The following is a 17475-nucleotide window of genomic DNA, read 5'->3' on the forward strand; positions in this document are numbered from 1 at the left end:
CAAAAAGCATAAAGGATTGTCCAGATAAAATAAAAGATGAGATAATCAATCATCTAAAAATATTGCAAAAAAAATTTATTACAGCTTTTGAAAGCTTTGAACCTCAAGCCACTTTTATTAAAACTCCTTGGAATTATGCAAAAGGTAGCGGAGGAGGAGAAATGGGCTTATTACGCGGAAAAGTATTTGAAAAAGCTGCGGTAAACTGGTCTGAAATACAAGGAGATCGCTTTCCCATGGCAGATGCAGATGGGGGCTTTTTTGCAACCGGTATTAGCCTAATTACCCATATGTTAAATCCACATGCTCCAACAGCACATTTCAATATTCGTTTTATTCAGACACAAAACAACTTTTGGTTTGGAGGAGGATATGATCTAACTCCCATGGGATTTACCTACCCAGAAGATACTCTACATTTTCATACCACTACGCAAAAAGCACTAGATTCCATAGACAAAAAGATCTATCCTCTCTTCTCTAAGCAGGCAAAAGAGTATTTTTTCATCCCCCATCGAAATAAAGAAAGAGGAGTAGGAGGTATTTTCTTTGACCATTATCAAACAAAAGATCTAGAAAAAGACCTGCATATCTGGAAAACGGTTGGGGATACTTTTTTAAAGGCTATTTTGCCAATCTATACAAAACGCATACAGATGGATTATCAACCCCAGGATAGACAAAAACAACTAGAAATGCGTGCTCATTACGTGGAATTTAACTTGCTGTACGATAGAGGTACAAAATTTGGATTCCTTTCAGGTGGCAACGTAGATGCTATTTTATGTTCCATGCCTCCGCTTGTTAAATGGTAGCTGATTTTGCCATATCGACAAATAACTTGACACTCTCAAAAGGAATATCGGGAAGCACTCCATGTCCTAAGTTGGCAATAAATCCCCTACCTCCTTTCATAGAATTTAGAAAAGAACTCACTTCTTTTTCTATTTCACTAGAAGGTTTTTTTAAGAGCTCAGGCCTTAAATTTCCTTGCAGAGCAATAGAAGATGAAATTTTTTCTCTTAAAACTTTCATAGGTAAATGCCAGTCTAAACTAATAGCTGTCGGCATAAGATCTGCTAATTGCGCATAACGTATACTAGAATCACGACAAAAGAGAATGACAGGAACTACCAATTGCAGCTCTTTTACTATTTGATGCAAAAAAGGCAGGCAAAATTGCTGAAACTCTTCTTCCGAAAGAATACTCGCCCATGAATCAAAAACCTGCACTACATCAGCACCTGCTTGTACCTGAGCTTTTAAGTAGGTAATGGAAGCTTTGGTTAAAATAGCAAGAAGCTCCATGAAACTTTGCGGGTCTTTTTCCATCCATTGTTTTGTATAAAGAAACGGTTCTTTACTAGTAGAATCGATTAAATAGGTAGCAACGGTAAAAGGACCTCCACAGAAGCCGATTAAAGGTACTTGAATCTGTTTTTTTACAATTTGTAATATCTTAAACACAAAGGTCAGTTTTTCTTCAACTGCCTGAGTAGATAATTGCTTTACTTGCTGTTTAGTACGAATGGGGGGATAAATACGAGGTCCGCCTTTATCTGAAAATTCTAATTTAAGTCCAAGACCTTCTGCAAGAACCAAAATATCTGAGAAAACGATCGCTGCATCTACATCTAAAAGGTCTATAGGTAGATAACTAACCTCTGCTGCTAATTCAGGAATATGAAAGAGCTGCCAAAGAGAGTATTTTTTACGTAAAAGCTGATATTGGGGCATGTAACGCCCCGCTTGTCGCATTAACCAAATGGGGGCTCTTTCTACTTTTTCACAACGCAGCGCCCTAAGGAGCAGATCATTCATGACAGCAATCGATTTAAAATAGCATCAACGGTAAACCCAAATTCAGCAGCTAGATCACCCATTGGAGCAGATTCTCCAAAAGATTCCATACTAATAGAGATTCCCTCGGCTCCAATCCACTTAGACCAACCAAAGCTTACTCCTGCTTCAATACTTACTCTTACTCCTAAATCTCCACCGATAATCTTTTTTTTATATTCATCATCTTGAAGTTCAAAAATCTGCCAGCAAGGCATAGAGATCACTCTGACTTCTTTATCTACTTTTTCCAAAGCAATGGCTACTTCTAATGCTAAGGAAACCTCTGATCCTGTTGCAATTAAAGTGAAATCTGGTTTGGTTTGTTCTTTTTTAATAATATAGGCACCTTTACTCATTCCCTCTTCATAAGGCACATTACACACATCTAGCTGAGACAACGCTTGTCTCGATAAAACAAGTATAGAAGGTCCTCGGTAACGAAGAGCTGCCATCCATGCCATTTTCACTTCCCAATGATCCGCAGGTCGAATCAAATGAATATTAGGTATGGCTCTTAGAGAGGCTAAATGTTCAACAGGCTGATGAGTTGGTCCATCTTCTCCCAAAAAAATAGAATCGTGTGTAAACACATAAATCACTTGAATTCTAGAAAGAGCTGCTAAGCGAATAGCATTACGCATATAATCAGAAAAGGTAAGAAAAGTTCCTACATAAGGAACAATCATATTTGTTTCAGCAAGCCCAGTAGCAATTGTTGCCATTCCAAACTCTCTGATTCCATATTTAATGTTTCTGCCTGCATACTGCTCTTTTTCAATAATAGGGAATCTCTTCATCATAGTCATATCAGAGGAAGAAAGATCAGCAGAACCTCCGATTAATTGAGGCATTAAATCTGCTAAAGTGTTTAAAACAACTTGTGAACTTACACGAGTAGCCAAAGGAGATTTCATTTCAATTGCACACAATTTCTCTTCTAAATCATTGGGCAATCTTTTTTCTGCCATTTGAAGAAACAATTTATAAAGATCTGGGTATTCTTCCGACCATTTACGAAACATCTCTTTCCACTTTTGTTCTAAAGCCACACACTTAACAAGTTTTGTTTCAAAAAACTGATAAACAGCTTGAGGAACATAAAAATCTTTTTCAGGCAACCCAAGTGCTTTCTTCGTCTCTTCAATCTCTTCCGCTCCCAAGGGAGAGCCATGCGCTTTTGAGGTTCCTGCTTTGTGGGGAGATCCTTTACCAATAATAGTTCGCATCATGATAAAACAAGGTTTTGTTTGATGATCGCGAATATGCGTAAATATCTCTTCCATCTTATCAAAGTCATAAGCATCTATTTCGAACACATCCCATCCATAAGCGACGTAACGCATCTTTACATCTTCTGAGAATGATTCTGCTAAAAACCCATCTAAAGTTACTCGATTAGCATCGTAGATCAATACCAGGTTATCTAGCCTTAAGTGTCCCGCAAAAGAGCTTACCTCAGAAGAAACCCCTTCCATAATACAGCCATCTCCAGCTAAGCAATAAACCTTACTTGTAAATAATGGGTAATCATCTCGATTAAATCGCTCTGCTAATATTTTAAGTCCAAGCGCTTGACCAACAGCATTCCCAACTCCCTGACCTAAAGGACCAGTTGTAGCTTCTACACCATCTGTAATATGATATTCTGGATGACCTGGTGTTTTAGAATGAAGTTGGCGAAAATTTTTAATATCGTCTAAAGAAAGATTAAACCCCGATAAATGCAGTAAAGAATATAACCACATAGAACCATGGCCTGCGGATAAAACTATCCGATCGCGATTGAGCCATTTAGGGTTTTTTGGGTTATGTCGCAGAAGAGATCCATATAAAAAAGCCCCAAACTCCGCACAGCCCATAGGAAGCCCAGGATGTCCAGAATTCGCTTTTTGAACCGCTTCCATGGAAAGAGAACGCACTGCATTAGCAATTTTACTTAAAGTTTTTTTTAAATCTGCATCCATTTAGAACAACTCCTTAGAGCCTTGTTTAGATGGGATTAAGGTTAACAAACAGCATAAAGAAGAGCAATAGCAAAAAAGAGCTTTATTATTCAGAAATTAAGGAGAATCAAAATACCTAACACGCTAGATAATGTAAATAAGCTGTTATCTTATTCTAAGAGCCTGTTTAAAATCTTTTCAGTGAAGGAATGGCTGAGCTAGGCATTATAGTTATTTAAAATATTATTGATAAAGTTGTATATTTTTCTCCAACAAAATATATGGAGGTAGAGAAATGCCTAAACCTTATTCAATGGATCTAAGAAAACGAGTGCTTCAATACCTAGAAGAAAATAACGACAAAATGAAGGCCAGCCAGCTATTTCAAGTTGGGATTGCAACTGTCTATCGATGGGTAAAGCGTAAGAAACAAAGAGGAAACGTAGAACCTCTAAAAAAGAAAAGCACTTATAAGAAAATTGATGATCAGAGATTAATCGCTTATGTAGAAAAAAACCCCGATCATTTTTTATCAGAGATTGCAAAGCATTTTGGTTTGACTTTGCAAGCAATCTTTTACGCTTTGAAAAGACTCAAGATCACAAGAAAAAAAAGATTGCGTTTTATAAGGAAAGGAATGCGGAAGCAAGAGCGGAATATCTAAAAAAGATAGAAGCAATTTCTCCTGAAAAAAGGGTCTATTTGGATCAGAGCGGAATCAGTCAATATGTGCATAGGCAATATGCGAGGAGCGCGAGGGGAAAACAAATATTTGGAGGAATTTCAGGAAAACGATTTGGTAGACAGAGTGTAATTTCGGCACTACAAGGGAAGAAATTGCTGGCACCGATGTGTTTTGAAGGAACTTGCAATACGGATCTATTTAATGTATGGCTAAAACAGGAATTGATTCCAAATTTGACTCATGGCCAAGTTTTGATTCTCGATAACGCGAGCTTTCATAAATCAAAGACAACTAGAACATTGATAGAGGAAAGTGGATACGAAATGCTCTTTCTCCCGCCTTATTCACCGGACTTAAATCCTATCGAAAAATATTGGGCCAAAAGGAGAGACCTTGCCTAAAGGCTACCATCACCTAACCTATGACCAAAGATGTCAGATTTATATTTTAAAAGCTAGAGGAGATACATCTAGCTCAATAGCAAACATTCTAAAAGTTCATCATAGCACTATTAGTAGGGAACTTAAGAGAAATAAAGGGCAACGAGGATACCGTCATCAGCAAGCTCAAGAAAAAGCATTTCTTAGAAAAAATTCTCAGCCCAATAAAAAAATGACTCCTCAAATAGTTACCCGTATTGAAGAAAAAATCAAGTTGCAATGGAGCCCTATACAAATATCCGGATGGCTTAAAAGACATGGTAAAGAACATGTTAGTCATGAGACCATCTATAATCATATCTGGAAAGATAAACGACAGGGAGGACAGCTTTATAGAGAGCTCCGTCATCGAGGGAAAAAATATAACAAGCAGAGAAAGGGAGCTTCTGGAAGAGGGAACATGCCTGGTCGTATAGATATTAAGCAACGGCCTTGTATTGTAGAAAAAAAGACTCGTTTAGGAGACTGGGAACTAGATACAGTCATAGGGGCAGGACATAAAGGCGTAATTGTATCAATGGTAGAAAGAACTTCCAAGCTAACTAAGCTCGCCAAAGTTTCTCATAAAACTGCAGAGGAAGTAAGTCAAGCGTTAATTGAACAACTTAAACCTATCAAAGATTTTGTACACACATTAACAGCAGACAACGGAAAAGAATTTGCCTATCACCAAATGGTTAGTTTCGAGCTAGAGGCAGACTTCTACTTTGCAACGCCCTACCATTCTTGGGAAAGAGGCTTAAATGAGCATACAAACGGACTAGTTAGGCAATATTTTCCTAAAACACAAAGCTTTTTAGATACGACTTCCAAGGATATAGAAAGGGTGGAAACTTTACTAAATAACAGACCTAGAAAGGCTCTCAACTTCGAAACTCCACTAGAAGTGTTTACGAGATTATCTACAAACATGCTATGCTCGGGTGCACAATAGATGTTTTTTCAAGTATTTATATGTTCTTTTTTGTGCACTTCAAGGTTGAAAGGGCCTTTAGCATTGCTTTAGATAAGCTATACAATAAAGATTACACCATGTGTCTTTCATGCTGGCTTTCTGATTATGATGATCCTATGTGTATCCTTCAAATGTTTAAGTATAGAAATTATGGAAGGAATTGCACGGGTTGGGAACATCCTAAATTTATCGAATTAATCAACCTCTCTAACCACAAGGAAGGCGATAAGCGCTTATCAACTCTAGAAAAAGCTGAAAAAGTTCTAATCGATGATATGCCTGTCATTCCCTTATATCACAGAAATTATGTATATCTTATGAACCCAGAATTGGAGTTTAATGTATCTCTGTGGGGAGATAGGCTCTTATTTCCCATGTCTCCGGAGCAAAAACAAATCCAAAATGAAAATAAACAACGCTCAAAAAAATAAGAACGGAGAAGTTCTGTCTGTCAACTCAAGTTCTATCTAGAGAAACGCCCTTCGATTGCTTTTCTTTTGACCAAAAATCTTTTTCCTTATCTCCTTGCTCTGACAATCGTGTGAAAATGTTCGTCATTACTAAAAAACCTAGCTTAAAGCATTCCAGGCTAAAATGCTCATTAGGAGCATGAATATTATTCGTGCTAAGAGATACACCCATGATTATTGTTTCTGCAGAACTAGCGGTTGTCAGATCTGGTATAATGGGTACAGATCCTCCACATGCAATATATTTGCAAGGGTTTTTAAATATTTCTTGATATGCCAAAACAACTGTTTTGGCAATCACAGAATCAGGAAAACAACAAAAAGCTCCATATCCCTCTTCTGTTTTGCAAGAAATGTTAATACCTGGTGGCGCCTGTTTTTTGAAGTACTCTACGATACTCTGAACCACTTTTTGAGGATCCTGCTTGGGAACTAATCGACAGGAAATTTTCGCATGTGCCACGGAGGGAATCACTGTCTTAAAGCCAGCTTCTATATAGCCCCCCCACATACCAGTTATTTCCACAGTAGGTCTTAACCAATTTGATTCTAAAAAAGAGTATCCTTCTTCATGAGCAAAAGCATGTACACCAAATTCTTTAGTATATCGATTTTGATCAAATGTCATATCCAAAAAGCTCGTCCAACTTTTCAAAGCGGGCTGCACTTCATCGTAGAAATGCGGGATAGCCACCCTACCTGAAGAATCCCACATATTGGCTAATAATTTGGCCAAAACGCGGTTCGGATTTAAGGCTATTCCACCATGGCTTCCCGAGTGTAAATCTACAAAGGAATTCTTACAAGTTACTTCAATCGTTGCTATTCCTCGCATTCCTAAAGTAATTGCTGGAGAGGCTAAACTTGGGATTCCTGAATCTACAATAACCAGATAATCTGCTTTTAGTTCTTTGGTCTTTGTATTGAGAATTTCCTTTAGCCCTTTACTATTTGATTCTTCTTCTCCTTCAATGATTATTTTAATGTTTATATCTATTTGCTTGCTTAATTCTAAATAAGCTTTTAAAGCGGTTAAAGAATAAAAACATTGTCCTTTATTATCAGAAGCTCCGCGCGCATATACACAATTGTTTTTTAAAATAGGGTCAAAAGGATCATTATCCCATAAGTCTATAGGGTCAACTGGTTGCACATCGTAGTGATGATAAATCAGCAAAGTAGGTCGATTAGAATCTGCTTTTAGATAAGAACCGAAAATCACAGGAAAATGGGAAGTTTCCCATATGTCTACTGTAAGCCCTATCTTCTTCATATATGCACTCAGCCAATCCACTGTCTTTCTAATGCCCTGTGCATACTTCTTGTTTGTGCTAATACTGGGAAAACGTAAAAACGCAAAAAAATCATTCAAGATTTCCTCTTGATGTTTTTGATACCAATCTTCAAATAGAGATTTTGACATAAATAGTTACTCTTATTTAATAAACAAGAAAATGTTAAAACATATTATCATTTTGTTCAAATTTTTCCTGTGCGTTTTTAAAAAAAATACGATGGCATAAGATTAAACAATGAGAAATTCCGATGTTTAATAGGAGTAAAACGCAGTAGCTTTGACCAAATGAAAACTATTCTCTTGTCGAGCATGTTCCCATAACAGGGATGCAGTCAACTTCTCTCTTTTCCTCAAGTATCTATTGATCGCATCATGATTAATATCACGGGCATGTTCAGCAAAATAAGTTAGGATATAATTCGTCTGTTCGCATTCCCTCAAAAAAAATCTCATTTTAAAGAAAACTCTTTTTTGCGTTAAGTCTAGCCGGTTTTACATGCATCATCAAAGGATAATATTGCGAAAGAAAACTACATACAAGCCTGAATATGGTGGTTCTCGCTTTTATTGTTCTACTTTTGAAAAGATTTTAAACAGGCTCTTAAATTTGTGAATAATTGCAAACCTCTATCCATATTTTCCTGAAATGTATCCTTTATCGCCGTATAAGTTCCCAGTAATTCCTTTCGACAAAATACCAGCTACAGAAACGTCTGATGTATTTCCAGGTGTTAATTGAAAAGCTAGAATTTCTCCTACTTCATTAATTATTAAATGAAGTTTAATTTCCAAGAACTATCCTGCTCCTGTTTTTCCCATTTTTGCAAATCTTGCAAAAACTTTATTTCTCCTAATTCTTTTGTTAAAGCTAATTCCAGTAATTTTACCTTTGTTATGTAAAAGATAAGCGAATAGGGGGATAAAAATATTTTTTACAAGGTAAACAAATCTGCTGTAGCTAATAAGAGTAGGAAACTCTTTACGGAGATGAACCATTACATAAATGCAATAGAAGTGTTTGAAATTCCTGTAGTTTGATTGGTGAAACAAAATAGATATTGTCATCATTTCAGGAATAGACATTTTCCCTTTAGGGCCTCTTGAGAATTTGCCTTTGGTAATTAAATGTTGCTCCCATTGCTTGTTAAAATCCTTCCAAAAATCATCTATAGAGCAGTATAATTCGACAAGCTTTTCCATTTTTGACCTCTTTTTGTTGTTGTTTTTTCGCAAATGAACTTGTACAACATTAAGTGGTCTTTTTGCACTGCTTTTTTGTCTTATCTTTCCTATTCTTAGTTAATTAAACTTAACACTGAGGTTCCTAGCATTTTTAAGTAACTTTGTTGTCTACTTTTTAGATCTACCTTTATGTTGATTATCTCTTGTTTATTATATTAACACATTTTAATATAATTAACAATTTATATCTTATTAAGTATTAATATAATAAAGTTGGGTTCTCTATGAAAATAATCTGTTGGCAAAAAGGCTTAAAAAAAAGAGGTTCTTGTACGCTATTCAAGAACCTCTTTTAAAAATAGAAAAGTCTTTAACTTGTAAAACAAGTTTAATTAAAAAGATTTTTTATTGCATGGTCTTTTGAGCAGCTATTTTTGCATCATTATTAAGGATTTTAATAACCCCTTCTGTGTATTCTTTGGTTTCTTCCATTTCTTTTTCTACGGTCTTCAAGGTATCATCGCTATTTGTCTGCAGGGCAGCGATACTTGTTTTATCTTTTTGTATGTTCGCTTTTTTTTCGCTACTTGTAGTTTCTAATACACCTTGAGTTCCACCAAGTACTCCCTGCGTTAAGTTTAGAGAGCCTTCTGCTCCAGCTACAGCTGCTTCGCTTAAGAGGCCAGAGAGCGCTCCTCCTGCTGCTAAGATTCCACCAAGTACTAGAAGAGGACCTAAGAAAAGAGTAGCTATTTGTACATAACCCGCTATTTTTGTAATAAAGGCCATTTTTTCTGCTTCTGAAAGGCTCTGGTCAGCTAAGGTTTGCAGCATTTGTGTCAACTGATTAACAGTCTCCATTTGGGTTACTTGTACTTTGGTACTAGCTCCTTGAAGATGCTGCAAAAGAGAGCTTGTTTCTAAGATGGATAATGACATGATTTAACTCCTATTTAGTTTCCATGATTCTGCCCATGTCAGTAATAGCTTGTCCTGCTTGCTGACCTAACTGGGCAGATCTATCGGAGGCATTTTCCACAAATATTTTTTCCGTAGAGCCAAGTTGAGAAGAGAGTTTTTGCGTTTGCGTGTTACAATAAGCAAGCAGAGCTTGTAACTTACTCATTATTGTTGAATCAGGACCTGTATCTGTTACCCCTTCCAGTCCTGGAGCGTTAGAATTATTGCCTGCTACACCTGCAACAGCTCCGATTGATATGGCTCCTGCGGTAGCTCCAAGAAAAGCTCCTAATACGAGACTACCTGCTCCTCCTGTACAAAATGCAAATAGCGCGCCTAGGGCGACTGCAAGCACTCCAAAAATAAGCGCTTTCGTATTACTGAAATGCCGTCCTTGGGTCGATTGACCAGCGAGATCTTTTTGTTTCTCAGCTTGCAATTCCAGCTGGGTCGTTTTTACTTTGGTTTGTTGGATTCCAGCTAACATGGCTTTATCGTTTTGATCCATTTGAGCTTTTGCAAAGGCTAAAAAGAGGATTAAGACATTCGCTTCTTCGGGGTCTACTTGTTTATTTTTGATCAGATCGATTACCTTTTCTTTGAGAGCATCAATTGTGTTGTTTAATTTCTGTTGATCATCTTTTGAGAAATTTTGTAGATCTTTGGAGCCAAGGGTATCTATAGTATCTAAAATAAGCTCTGCTTTTTCAGGATCTATTTTTTTTTGTTTTTTTAGCTCGGTTAGAGTAGCTTGTAATTGACTAAAATGTTTTTTCAATTGATTCATTAGATCTTCTAATTGTTTGGGGGATAGATTAGCGATTTCTTGTTTGATTTGTTGTAGATCTTTTTCACTAAATTTCTTGAGAGCCGCGACATGTTTTGGTGCGTATAAACGGGCAAGATCTTGTTCGATCTGCTTTAACTGCTCTGGTGGAATCGGATCTGTTGATCCTGTATAAGGTAATTCTCCTTGTTGCTGCGGGAGGTTTGTTTTTGACTTAACAGGTTTAATAGGCTCTGAAATAGGCCCTATTATTTTTTTAGAAGAAGTAGTTGTTGTTATATCCGACATAAATTCCTCCTTGTTAGTTTTGACTGATTTGCTCCCTCACCATGTTTTGTACTTCTTTTTTACAAGCCTGTAGGGATGCTTTCATTGTATTATTATAAGACGTGATTAGAGTCATATAGGATTTCATTTCAATAGAGTTTTGTTGAGACTGTCCAATGAGCATTTGCATACTAGCATTGTCATCTGCATTCCAATCTTCCAGTGGATTCTCCGCTTTTGGATCTTTGATTTTTCCTTCATTAATTAAATAAACCTGTGTCATTGCCCAAGCAATCATGCGATTAAATTGGGTAGGATCTTTTTTTTGAGCATTGGGTTGAAAATGCAAATCCGTTCCATGAAAATTTAGATCTTGATCTTCTTCCCAATCGGAAATAGCATCTATTATACTACGGCTATCTATGGGGTTAAATTGCTCGTTAAAACATCTAAAAAGATCTTGCGTAGATGCTAAAAGAGTTTTGAGATCAGGATATTTTTTTACACGTTTTTCAAGCTCTGTAATATTTTTCTGAAGATCCAAAACCCCTTTTGCAAACTCTTTGATGATATTGCCTATTTGATCTTTTTCCCAAGACTGCGCAGTAGGCTCTTTTTCCGCAGATAGTTGAAATTTACCTATCTTTTCATTGAGCATGATCAGGTTATCTTGAAAACCTCTTAGCTCTTCTGTTATACGTGTTGCTTCTTCCATTTTTTTAACAACCCGATCAAGAGCTCCCGTCCCTTTAGAATTTGTAACCAAAACAAGAATGGCAAGTACTAATAAAAGATTGATGTCATAACCTTTTTCCTTTTCGATAAAAAGGTTATTAGGATTTGCTTCTTCTATAAATGGTATTTGTTGTATCTGTAGAGACATAAAAAAGCCTTCTTAAGATTGAACCCAGCTGGACTTCTGGGCATATTTTTTTAATGTACCTCGCTTTTTTTTCTGAGGTATTTTTGCATCGATAAGTTTTTCTACTTCCTTGCTATTTTTTTCAAACTCTTGTTGAAAAATCACAAGCCTATCTCGATTCGGCGAGACTGTATTAAAAAAATAGGACAAAATCAATTGTAGTTGATCTTGTTCTAAACCTAGTTTCTCTGTTGCTGATTCGAGATAATCATATAACAAGTGTCTTGCTTGCTCTAATTTCTCAGCAGCTATTTTCTGCTGTTCTTGGCTTCCTTTGGACACCGCTTCTTTTAGATCCACCATCAATTTGTTCATCAAATTCAATAACTCTTCAAAATGGGTGTCTTTATACTCCACCCCTTCTTCTAAAAACATTTCGATTTTTTCGATCTCTTTGTCTTTTTTCATAAAGTTCCCTATATGTAAAGAATTGCCTTTGCCATAGATCCAACAGTATCTTGAGCCTGGGTCCAATGATTCAACTGTATTCTATCTTTAGTTAGCGCTTGACTATTTTCTGATTGTAACTTGGTAAGAACGGTATTTACACACGCTTTAATTTTTCTCACATTATCATTGAGCTTTGAATCCCCCGGAGAGCTTTTTGATGCTTCTTCTGCATTGCAAAGCTTATTTACTTTTGGCATAAGGATATCTAAACAATTACGTACGCTATCACTAAGTCCTTTTGTACTTGCAAGATTTGTTAGAATGCGTTTCAGCTCTTGAGGGTTGTTAATTTCCGACAACGCATTCCTTAGAATGCTTTTTATGTACGCTTCATCTTTAGATGAAGAGCATTGTTCCTCACTCAAATTAGAGAGAGTAGCTACTATCTCTGCTGCGGCTGCTAAAGAATTTTCTGCCATGATTAGCTCTCTTTTTATAGTTTGTGCTAATTTAATCGACCTTAGTTTTATTAAAACATAAAAATGAATTAATTTCACAGTCTTTTAATTCATTTTATTATTTATAAAGAAACTAAATGTAATAAATAAACAATAAAACTATTCGAAAAATTTAAAAGAAAACAGCTCTCTTACAGAAAGGCATCAAGAAAAAGAAATTGCTTTAGCAAAAACCTCTCTTTGACTAGAGATAAATTTTATTAATCAAATGCAGGTCAAGACAGTGCAAGGTTAGTTAGTTCTTTGATAGATAAAAGACAAATTTTCAAAAAACAATACACAGAAAACATACAAAAAATTTACACCTATTATAAATCAATGACAATTTCTCTTTCTAATCCAGAAAGAGTCCCAGAACGTATACAAGAAGAAAAGGCAAAGTTTTTAAAAATTTTCAAAACACAAGAAAATCAAATAGACTTTATCGAACGAGCCATACAGGATTACCAAAACATTAGATCTCTTGCATAACCAATAAGCAATCTAAAATTTTAAAGTATTTTAATCCAGGAGATATGATTGTTTGAGCGATATAGCTGGAAATGCTTTTGTTAAGATTAGGAATCTATAAATGAAAGCTTTAAAATAAGGGGTTATGCAAGAAATCTATTATAAATAAGGCTACAGCGGATTAATCGCGATGGAATGTTTAGTCCCAAAGTGTGATGGAGTGGGTTAATTCTAAAACTTTTTGGTTTTTTTTGCCAACTTTTGATGATATAGTGGTTCCGATTCAATCGGATAGAAAAATATTTTGTTTTGTGTTAAGCTATTGAGTATGAAAAAACTGACCCCTAGCCAGAGAGCTGACTTAGAACACAAGTTAAAGCATCCAAAAGACTATTCTGAACGGAATAGGCTTTGTGTAATTTTGGGCTATGATGAGGGTATCTCAACAAAAAATCTTGCTAAAGCACTTCGGATAAGCCCTATCACTGTTCAGGAATACCTCAGAGAATATGATTCCGAAAATAAAACTGGAAGTAGCCCTCGAGGCGGTAGCAAATTAAAACTTTCACAAGACCAAACAGAGTCTCTACTAAAACACCTACAGGAAAAGACCTATCTTAAAGTCAAAGGGATCATAGCTTATGTGCATGAGCAATATGGGATAAAATATTCCCGAAGTGGCATGACAGATTGGCTCATACAGCACGGATTTGTTTATAAACGTCCTAAAAAGATTCCTGGGAAATTAGATCCTGAAAAACAACGAATTTTCATAAAACAATATATGGTTTTAAAGGAGACCTTAAACCCTGATGAAGAGATCTATTTCATAGATGCTGTGCATCCTGAACATCAGTCCCAAGCCGTATGTGGATGGATCAAAAAAGGCGTTCAAAAGACTTTGCAGACATCCGGGAAACAATTGCGATTGCATTTTGCTGGAGCTCTTTGCCTGACAGGAATGAAGATTGTTACAGAGGAATATAAGACAGTTGATGCCGATGCAATGCTCGATTTTTTCAAGAAGCTAGAAAAACAGACAGAGGCTCGAATTATTCATGTAATTTTGGATAATGCGAGATCAAACAAAAATAAGAAACTAGAAGAGTTTCTGATGTCTTCTAGGATTAAAGTGCACTATCTCCCTCCTTATTCGCCGAATTTGAATCCTATTGAACGCTTGTGGAAGATCTTAAAGGAAAAGACGGTATACAATCGATATTACGAAACGTCGGTGACTTTTTTTCAGGCAATTAGAGGATTCTTCTTAGAAGAGATACTGAAAATAACAGATATTTTGAAATGTAGGATAAACGACAAGTTTCAAGTCGTTAGATATTAAGCAACGGCCTTGTATTGTAGAAAAAAAGACTCGTTTAGGAGACTGGGAACTAGATACAGTCATAGGGGCAGGACATAAAGGCGTAATTGTATCAATGGTAGAAAGAACTTCCAAGCTAACTAAGCTCGCCAAAGTTTCTCATAAAACTGCAGAGGAAGTAAGTCAAGCGTTAATTGAACAACTTAAACCTATCAAAGATTTTGTACACACATTAACAGCAGACAACGGAAAAGAATTTGTCTATCACCAAATAATTAGTTTCGAGCTAGAGACAGACTTCTACTTTGCAACGCCCTACCATTCTTGGGAAAGAGGCTTAAATGAGCATACAAACGGACTAGTTAGGCAATATTTTCCTAAAACACAAAGCTTTTTAGATACGACTTCCAAGGATATGGAAAGGGTGGAAACTTATACTAAATAACAGACCTAGAAAGGCTCTCAACTTCGAAACTCCAATAGAAGTGTTTTAGGAGATTAGACCTCTTTCAAAACCCATTAACATAGCTCCAGATTATAAATGCCCGCAATTAGATTGAACCGAAGACCAAACCTTTTTCGTCTATTTCTATAACGATCAGCTAAAATTTTGAATCGCTTAAGCAGACCAATAGCATTTTCATTAATTACACGTTCTTTGGAAAGGAATTGATTATTTTTTTGTCTTGTTTTGTTAAAGGAAGTCTTTTCAAGTTTGAAGTGCACAGAAGAATTAAAAAAAGAATAGGCAGGCGATGAAAGAATCTCTATTGTGATTTTTAACAATCAAACACAAGGAGAGACCTTGCCTAAAGGCTACCATCACCTAACCTATGACCAAAGATGTCAGATTTATATTTTAAAAGCTAGAGGAGATACATCTAGCTCAATAGCAAACATTCTAAAAGTTCATCATAGCACTATTAGTAGGGAACTTAAGAGAAATAAAGGGCAACGAGGATACCGTCATCAGCAAGCTCAAGAAAAAGCATTTCTTAGAAAAAATTCTCAGCCCAATAAAAAAATGACTCCTCAAATAGTTACCCGTATTGAAGAAAAAATCAAGTTGCAATGGAGCCCTATACAAATATCCGGATGGCTTAAAAGACATGGTAAAGAACATGTTAGTCATGAGACCATCTATAATCATATCTGGAAAGATAAACGACAGGGAGGACAGCTTTATAGAGAGCTCCGTCATCGAGGGAAAAAATATAACAAGCAGAGAAAGGGAGCTTCTGGAAGAGGGAACATGCCTGGTCGTATAGATATTAAGCAACGGCCTTGTATTGTAGAAAAAAAGACTCGTTTAGGAGACTGGGAACTAGATACAGTCATAGGGGCAGGACATAAAGGCGTAATTGTATCAATGGTAGAAAGAACTTCCAAGCTAACTAAGCTCGCCAAAGTTTCTCATAAAACTGCAGAGGAAGTAAGTCAAGCGTTAATTGAACAACTTAAACCTATCAAAGATTTTGTACACACATTAACAGCAGACAACGGAAAAGAATTTGCCTATCACCAAATGGTTAGTTTCGAGCTAGAGACAGACTTCTACTTTGCAACGCCCTACCATTCTTGGGAAAGAGGCTTAAATGAGCATACAAACGGACTAGTTAGGCAATATTTTCCTAAAACACAAAGCTTTTTAGATACGACTTCCAAGGATATAGAAAGGGTGGAAACTTTACTAAATAACAGACCTAGAAAGGCTCTCAACTTCGAAACTCCACTAGAAGTGTTTACGAGATTATCTACAAACATGCTATGCTCGGGTGCACAATAGATGTTTTTTCAAGTATTTATATGTTCTTTTTTGTGCACTTCAAGGTTGAAAGGGCCGGATTTTTCTTGCTTCTTCTTTTAGGCATTTGGGTTTTAGCATGAAGCTTTTTAATTCCTAGATACCCTCTTTCTTACACTGGAGGCATTTGAAATAGCTCTTCTGGATTTTGATGGCGCCATCTTGGTTATTTCTCACGATTCGACTTTTATCGAAAAAATTGCTACTCAGGAGTGGTCACTGAAAGAAGTTTCCTGAACAACCCACGATAAGTAACGAGGATTGCCTTGAGCAATATCGACCTGTAAAATCTCTGGCACTTCATAGCTGCAGTGTTTTTGAATATAGCTCTGGGCCGCACCAAAATGCTTGAGAGTAGTCTTGAGAATGACTTTTACCTCTTGGCTCTCTTCAATTTTGCCTTCCCATCGATAGATTGATTCGACTTCGGGGAAAATGGATGCGCAGGCGATCAACCGTTGATCAAGTAATCCACGAATGATCTTTTTGGCCTCTTGTTTCTCTCGGCACATCCAGAAAACGTAGATCAACTTTGTCTGATGGGTCATTGCAAGTTCTTCCTTAAAAGGTATATTTTTGAATTTTTCTCATACCCTTCTCGCACAAATTCGATCTCTTAGCCGAGTTTCTGGCAGAACGGAAGAGCCTCCCAATCCATCGTTGTCAGAGAGACAAAAGTACAATGTCGCTCTTGCCCCAACTTTTCGCATGCGTCGATCAGTTAAGAGCCTGTTTAAAATCTTTTCAAAAGTAGAGCAATAAAAGCAAGAACCACCATATTCAGGCTTGTATGTAGTTTTCTTTCGCAATTTTTCCATAGCCTGCGACATTTTTCTATCCACGCAAAAGAACGCTCTACAACCCATCTTTTGGGAATAACTGTAAAAGTATGAAGTGTATTTCTTTTGGCTATTTCTAATATACATCCTAATATTCCTGCACGCTCTTTGCAAATTTCTCTCCAGAATATCCTCCATCTGCTAAAACATTTTTTACACCGAACAAATGGTTTTTATGTAGTGAAAATGCTTCTTTGCCACCTTCTAAATAAGTTTTATAGTAACGCCTTATCGTATCCTCATCTAGGAGTAAAGCATGTGCTACTTGTGGGTATGTCCACCCTTCATCTAACAATAAAATAGATTTGATTCTATCGCATAGCCTTTTATCCCGTTCATGGCGATGACGAGCCTTGAGGATGTCTTTTTGGTTTCTTGTGATAAAGTTCGCTTCAGGTTGCAT

General features: G+C 36.5%; 18 protein-coding genes and 5 pseudogenes. 9 read left to right on the forward strand and 14 right to left on the reverse strand.

Translation table 11 applies throughout. From position 1 onward, the window contains the following. The first annotated feature begins 62 nt into the window (after nucleotides 1–62). A complete protein-coding gene (gene hemF, locus RHABOEDO_RS08795) occupies nucleotides 63–815 on the forward strand; it encodes an oxygen-dependent coproporphyrinogen oxidase (protein ID WP_245397514.1) in 753 nt (250 codons plus the stop codon). Here the strand turns inward: hemF and hemE are convergent. Beyond that, on the reverse strand, nucleotides 805–1821 hold the full coding sequence (hemE, locus tag RHABOEDO_RS08800; protein ID WP_215216505.1) for a uroporphyrinogen decarboxylase: 1017 nt from the start codon (nucleotides 1819–1821) through the stop codon (nucleotides 805–807). The two genes, hemF and hemE, sit on opposite strands and share 11 nt — an antisense overlap. Beyond that, nucleotides 1818–3806, reverse strand: coding sequence for a transketolase (gene tkt / locus RHABOEDO_RS08805; RefSeq protein ID WP_215216506.1), 1989 nt, complete (start codon nucleotides 3804–3806; stop codon nucleotides 1818–1820). Before tkt ends, hemE begins: the two co-directional genes overlap by 4 nt. Before the next feature lie 274 nt (nucleotides 3807–4080). On the opposite strand from tkt, the gene RHABOEDO_RS08810 reads away from it, so the two are divergent. From RHABOEDO_RS08810 to RHABOEDO_RS08825, 4 genes are read left to right on the forward strand one after another with little or no spacing between them, the layout of a single operon-like run. After that, on the forward strand, nucleotides 4081–4449 hold the full coding sequence (locus RHABOEDO_RS08810; RefSeq protein WP_215216866.1) for an IS630 transposase-related protein: 369 nt from the start codon (nucleotides 4081–4083) through the stop codon (nucleotides 4447–4449). Between the two features lie 5 nt (nucleotides 4450–4454). Beyond that, nucleotides 4455–4871 (forward strand): IS630 family transposase, encoded by a 417-nt coding sequence (locus RHABOEDO_RS08815; protein WP_245397610.1) that lies wholly within the window; start codon nucleotides 4455–4457, stop codon nucleotides 4869–4871. Continuing rightward, nucleotides 4864–5844, forward strand: a complete 981-nt coding sequence (locus RHABOEDO_RS08820) for an IS30 family transposase (protein ID WP_220017558.1) — start codon at nucleotides 4864–4866, stop codon at nucleotides 5842–5844. Before RHABOEDO_RS08815 ends, RHABOEDO_RS08820 begins: the two co-directional genes overlap by 8 nt. A 20-nt stretch (nucleotides 5845–5864) precedes the next feature. After that, a complete protein-coding gene (locus RHABOEDO_RS08825) occupies nucleotides 5865–6296 on the forward strand; it encodes a hypothetical protein (RefSeq protein ID WP_220017559.1) in 432 nt (143 codons plus the stop codon). Between the two features lie 25 nt (nucleotides 6297–6321). On the opposite strand, the gene RHABOEDO_RS08830 is transcribed toward RHABOEDO_RS08825, so the two are convergent. From RHABOEDO_RS08830 to RHABOEDO_RS08865, 8 genes and pseudogenes are all read right to left on the reverse strand, one after another. Continuing rightward, the gene (locus RHABOEDO_RS08830; protein ID WP_215217374.1) at nucleotides 6322–7758 is read right to left on the reverse strand and encodes a dipeptidase; all 1437 of its coding nucleotides are present in this window, start codon (nucleotides 7756–7758) and stop codon (nucleotides 6322–6324) included. 177 nt (nucleotides 7759–7935) lie between these two features. Then, nucleotides 7936–8085 (reverse strand): annotated as a pseudogene (locus RHABOEDO_RS11875) (IS701 family transposase); the annotation flags it as partial. A 134-nt stretch (nucleotides 8086–8219) separates the two neighbouring features. Further along, nucleotides 8220–8832: pseudogene (locus RHABOEDO_RS08840) on the reverse strand (transposase); the annotation flags it as partial. A gap of 387 nt (nucleotides 8833–9219) precedes the next feature. Beyond that, entirely contained in the window at nucleotides 9220–9753 is a 534-nt protein-coding gene (locus RHABOEDO_RS08845; RefSeq protein WP_215217371.1) for a hypothetical protein, read from the reverse strand. A gap of 10 nt (nucleotides 9754–9763) precedes the next feature. Next, nucleotides 9764–10849: a hypothetical protein gene (locus RHABOEDO_RS08850; protein WP_215217370.1), complete on the reverse strand. Its 1086-nt coding sequence runs from the start codon at nucleotides 10847–10849 to the stop codon at nucleotides 9764–9766. Nucleotides 10850–10862: 13 nt separating this feature from the next. Beyond that, nucleotides 10863–11711, reverse strand: a complete 849-nt coding sequence (locus tag RHABOEDO_RS08855; protein WP_215217369.1) for a hypothetical protein — start codon at nucleotides 11709–11711, stop codon at nucleotides 10863–10865. Nucleotides 11712–11723: 12 nt separating this feature from the next. Then, entirely contained in the window at nucleotides 11724–12158 is a 435-nt protein-coding gene (locus RHABOEDO_RS08860) for a hypothetical protein (RefSeq protein ID WP_215217368.1), read from the reverse strand. Between the two features lie 8 nt (nucleotides 12159–12166). After that, nucleotides 12167–12697, reverse strand: a complete 531-nt coding sequence (locus RHABOEDO_RS08865) for a hypothetical protein (protein ID WP_220017560.1) — start codon at nucleotides 12695–12697, stop codon at nucleotides 12167–12169. Between the two features lie 204 nt (nucleotides 12698–12901). On the opposite strand from RHABOEDO_RS08865, the gene RHABOEDO_RS08870 reads away from it, so the two are divergent. The 3 genes from RHABOEDO_RS08870 to RHABOEDO_RS08880 all read left to right on the forward strand — a co-directional run bounded on the left by RHABOEDO_RS08870 (nucleotide 12902) and on the right by RHABOEDO_RS08880 (nucleotide 14874). Next, nucleotides 12902–13129, forward strand: a complete 228-nt coding sequence (locus RHABOEDO_RS08870; RefSeq protein ID WP_215217366.1) for a hypothetical protein — start codon at nucleotides 12902–12904, stop codon at nucleotides 13127–13129. Nucleotides 13130–13436: 307 nt separating this feature from the next. Continuing rightward, a complete protein-coding gene (locus RHABOEDO_RS08875; protein ID WP_220017561.1) occupies nucleotides 13437–14450 on the forward strand; it encodes an IS630 family transposase in 1014 nt (337 codons plus the stop codon). A 13-nt stretch (nucleotides 14451–14463) separates the two neighbouring features. Then, the gene (locus tag RHABOEDO_RS08880; RefSeq protein WP_245397611.1) at nucleotides 14464–14874 is read left to right on the forward strand and encodes an IS30 family transposase; all 411 of its coding nucleotides are present in this window, start codon (nucleotides 14464–14466) and stop codon (nucleotides 14872–14874) included. Between the two features lie 74 nt (nucleotides 14875–14948). On the opposite strand, the pseudogene RHABOEDO_RS11245 reads toward RHABOEDO_RS08880, so the two are convergent. Further along, nucleotides 14949–15113 (reverse strand): annotated as a pseudogene (locus tag RHABOEDO_RS11245) (IS5/IS1182 family transposase); the annotation flags it as partial. 88 nt (nucleotides 15114–15201) lie between these two features. Here RHABOEDO_RS11245 and RHABOEDO_RS08890 point away from each other — a divergent pair. Beyond that, a complete protein-coding gene (locus tag RHABOEDO_RS08890; protein WP_215216525.1) occupies nucleotides 15202–16215 on the forward strand; it encodes an IS30 family transposase in 1014 nt (337 codons plus the stop codon). A 224-nt stretch (nucleotides 16216–16439) separates the two neighbouring features. On the opposite strand, the gene cutA is transcribed toward RHABOEDO_RS08890, so the two are convergent. The 3 genes and pseudogenes from cutA to RHABOEDO_RS08905 all read right to left on the reverse strand — a co-directional run. Beyond that, nucleotides 16440–16781: a divalent-cation tolerance protein CutA gene (gene cutA, locus RHABOEDO_RS08895; protein WP_215217814.1), complete on the reverse strand. Its 342-nt coding sequence runs from the start codon at nucleotides 16779–16781 to the stop codon at nucleotides 16440–16442. 185 nt (nucleotides 16782–16966) lie between these two features. Then, nucleotides 16967–17277, reverse strand: a pseudogene (locus RHABOEDO_RS08900) (transposase); the annotation flags it as partial. A 39-nt stretch (nucleotides 17278–17316) separates the two neighbouring features. Continuing rightward, nucleotides 17317–17475, reverse strand: a pseudogene (locus RHABOEDO_RS08905) (hypothetical protein); the annotation flags it as partial.

The organism is Candidatus Rhabdochlamydia oedothoracis (assembly GCF_019453995.1).
Lineage (GTDB): Bacteria > Chlamydiota > Chlamydiia > Chlamydiales > Rhabdochlamydiaceae > Rhabdochlamydia > Rhabdochlamydia oedothoracis.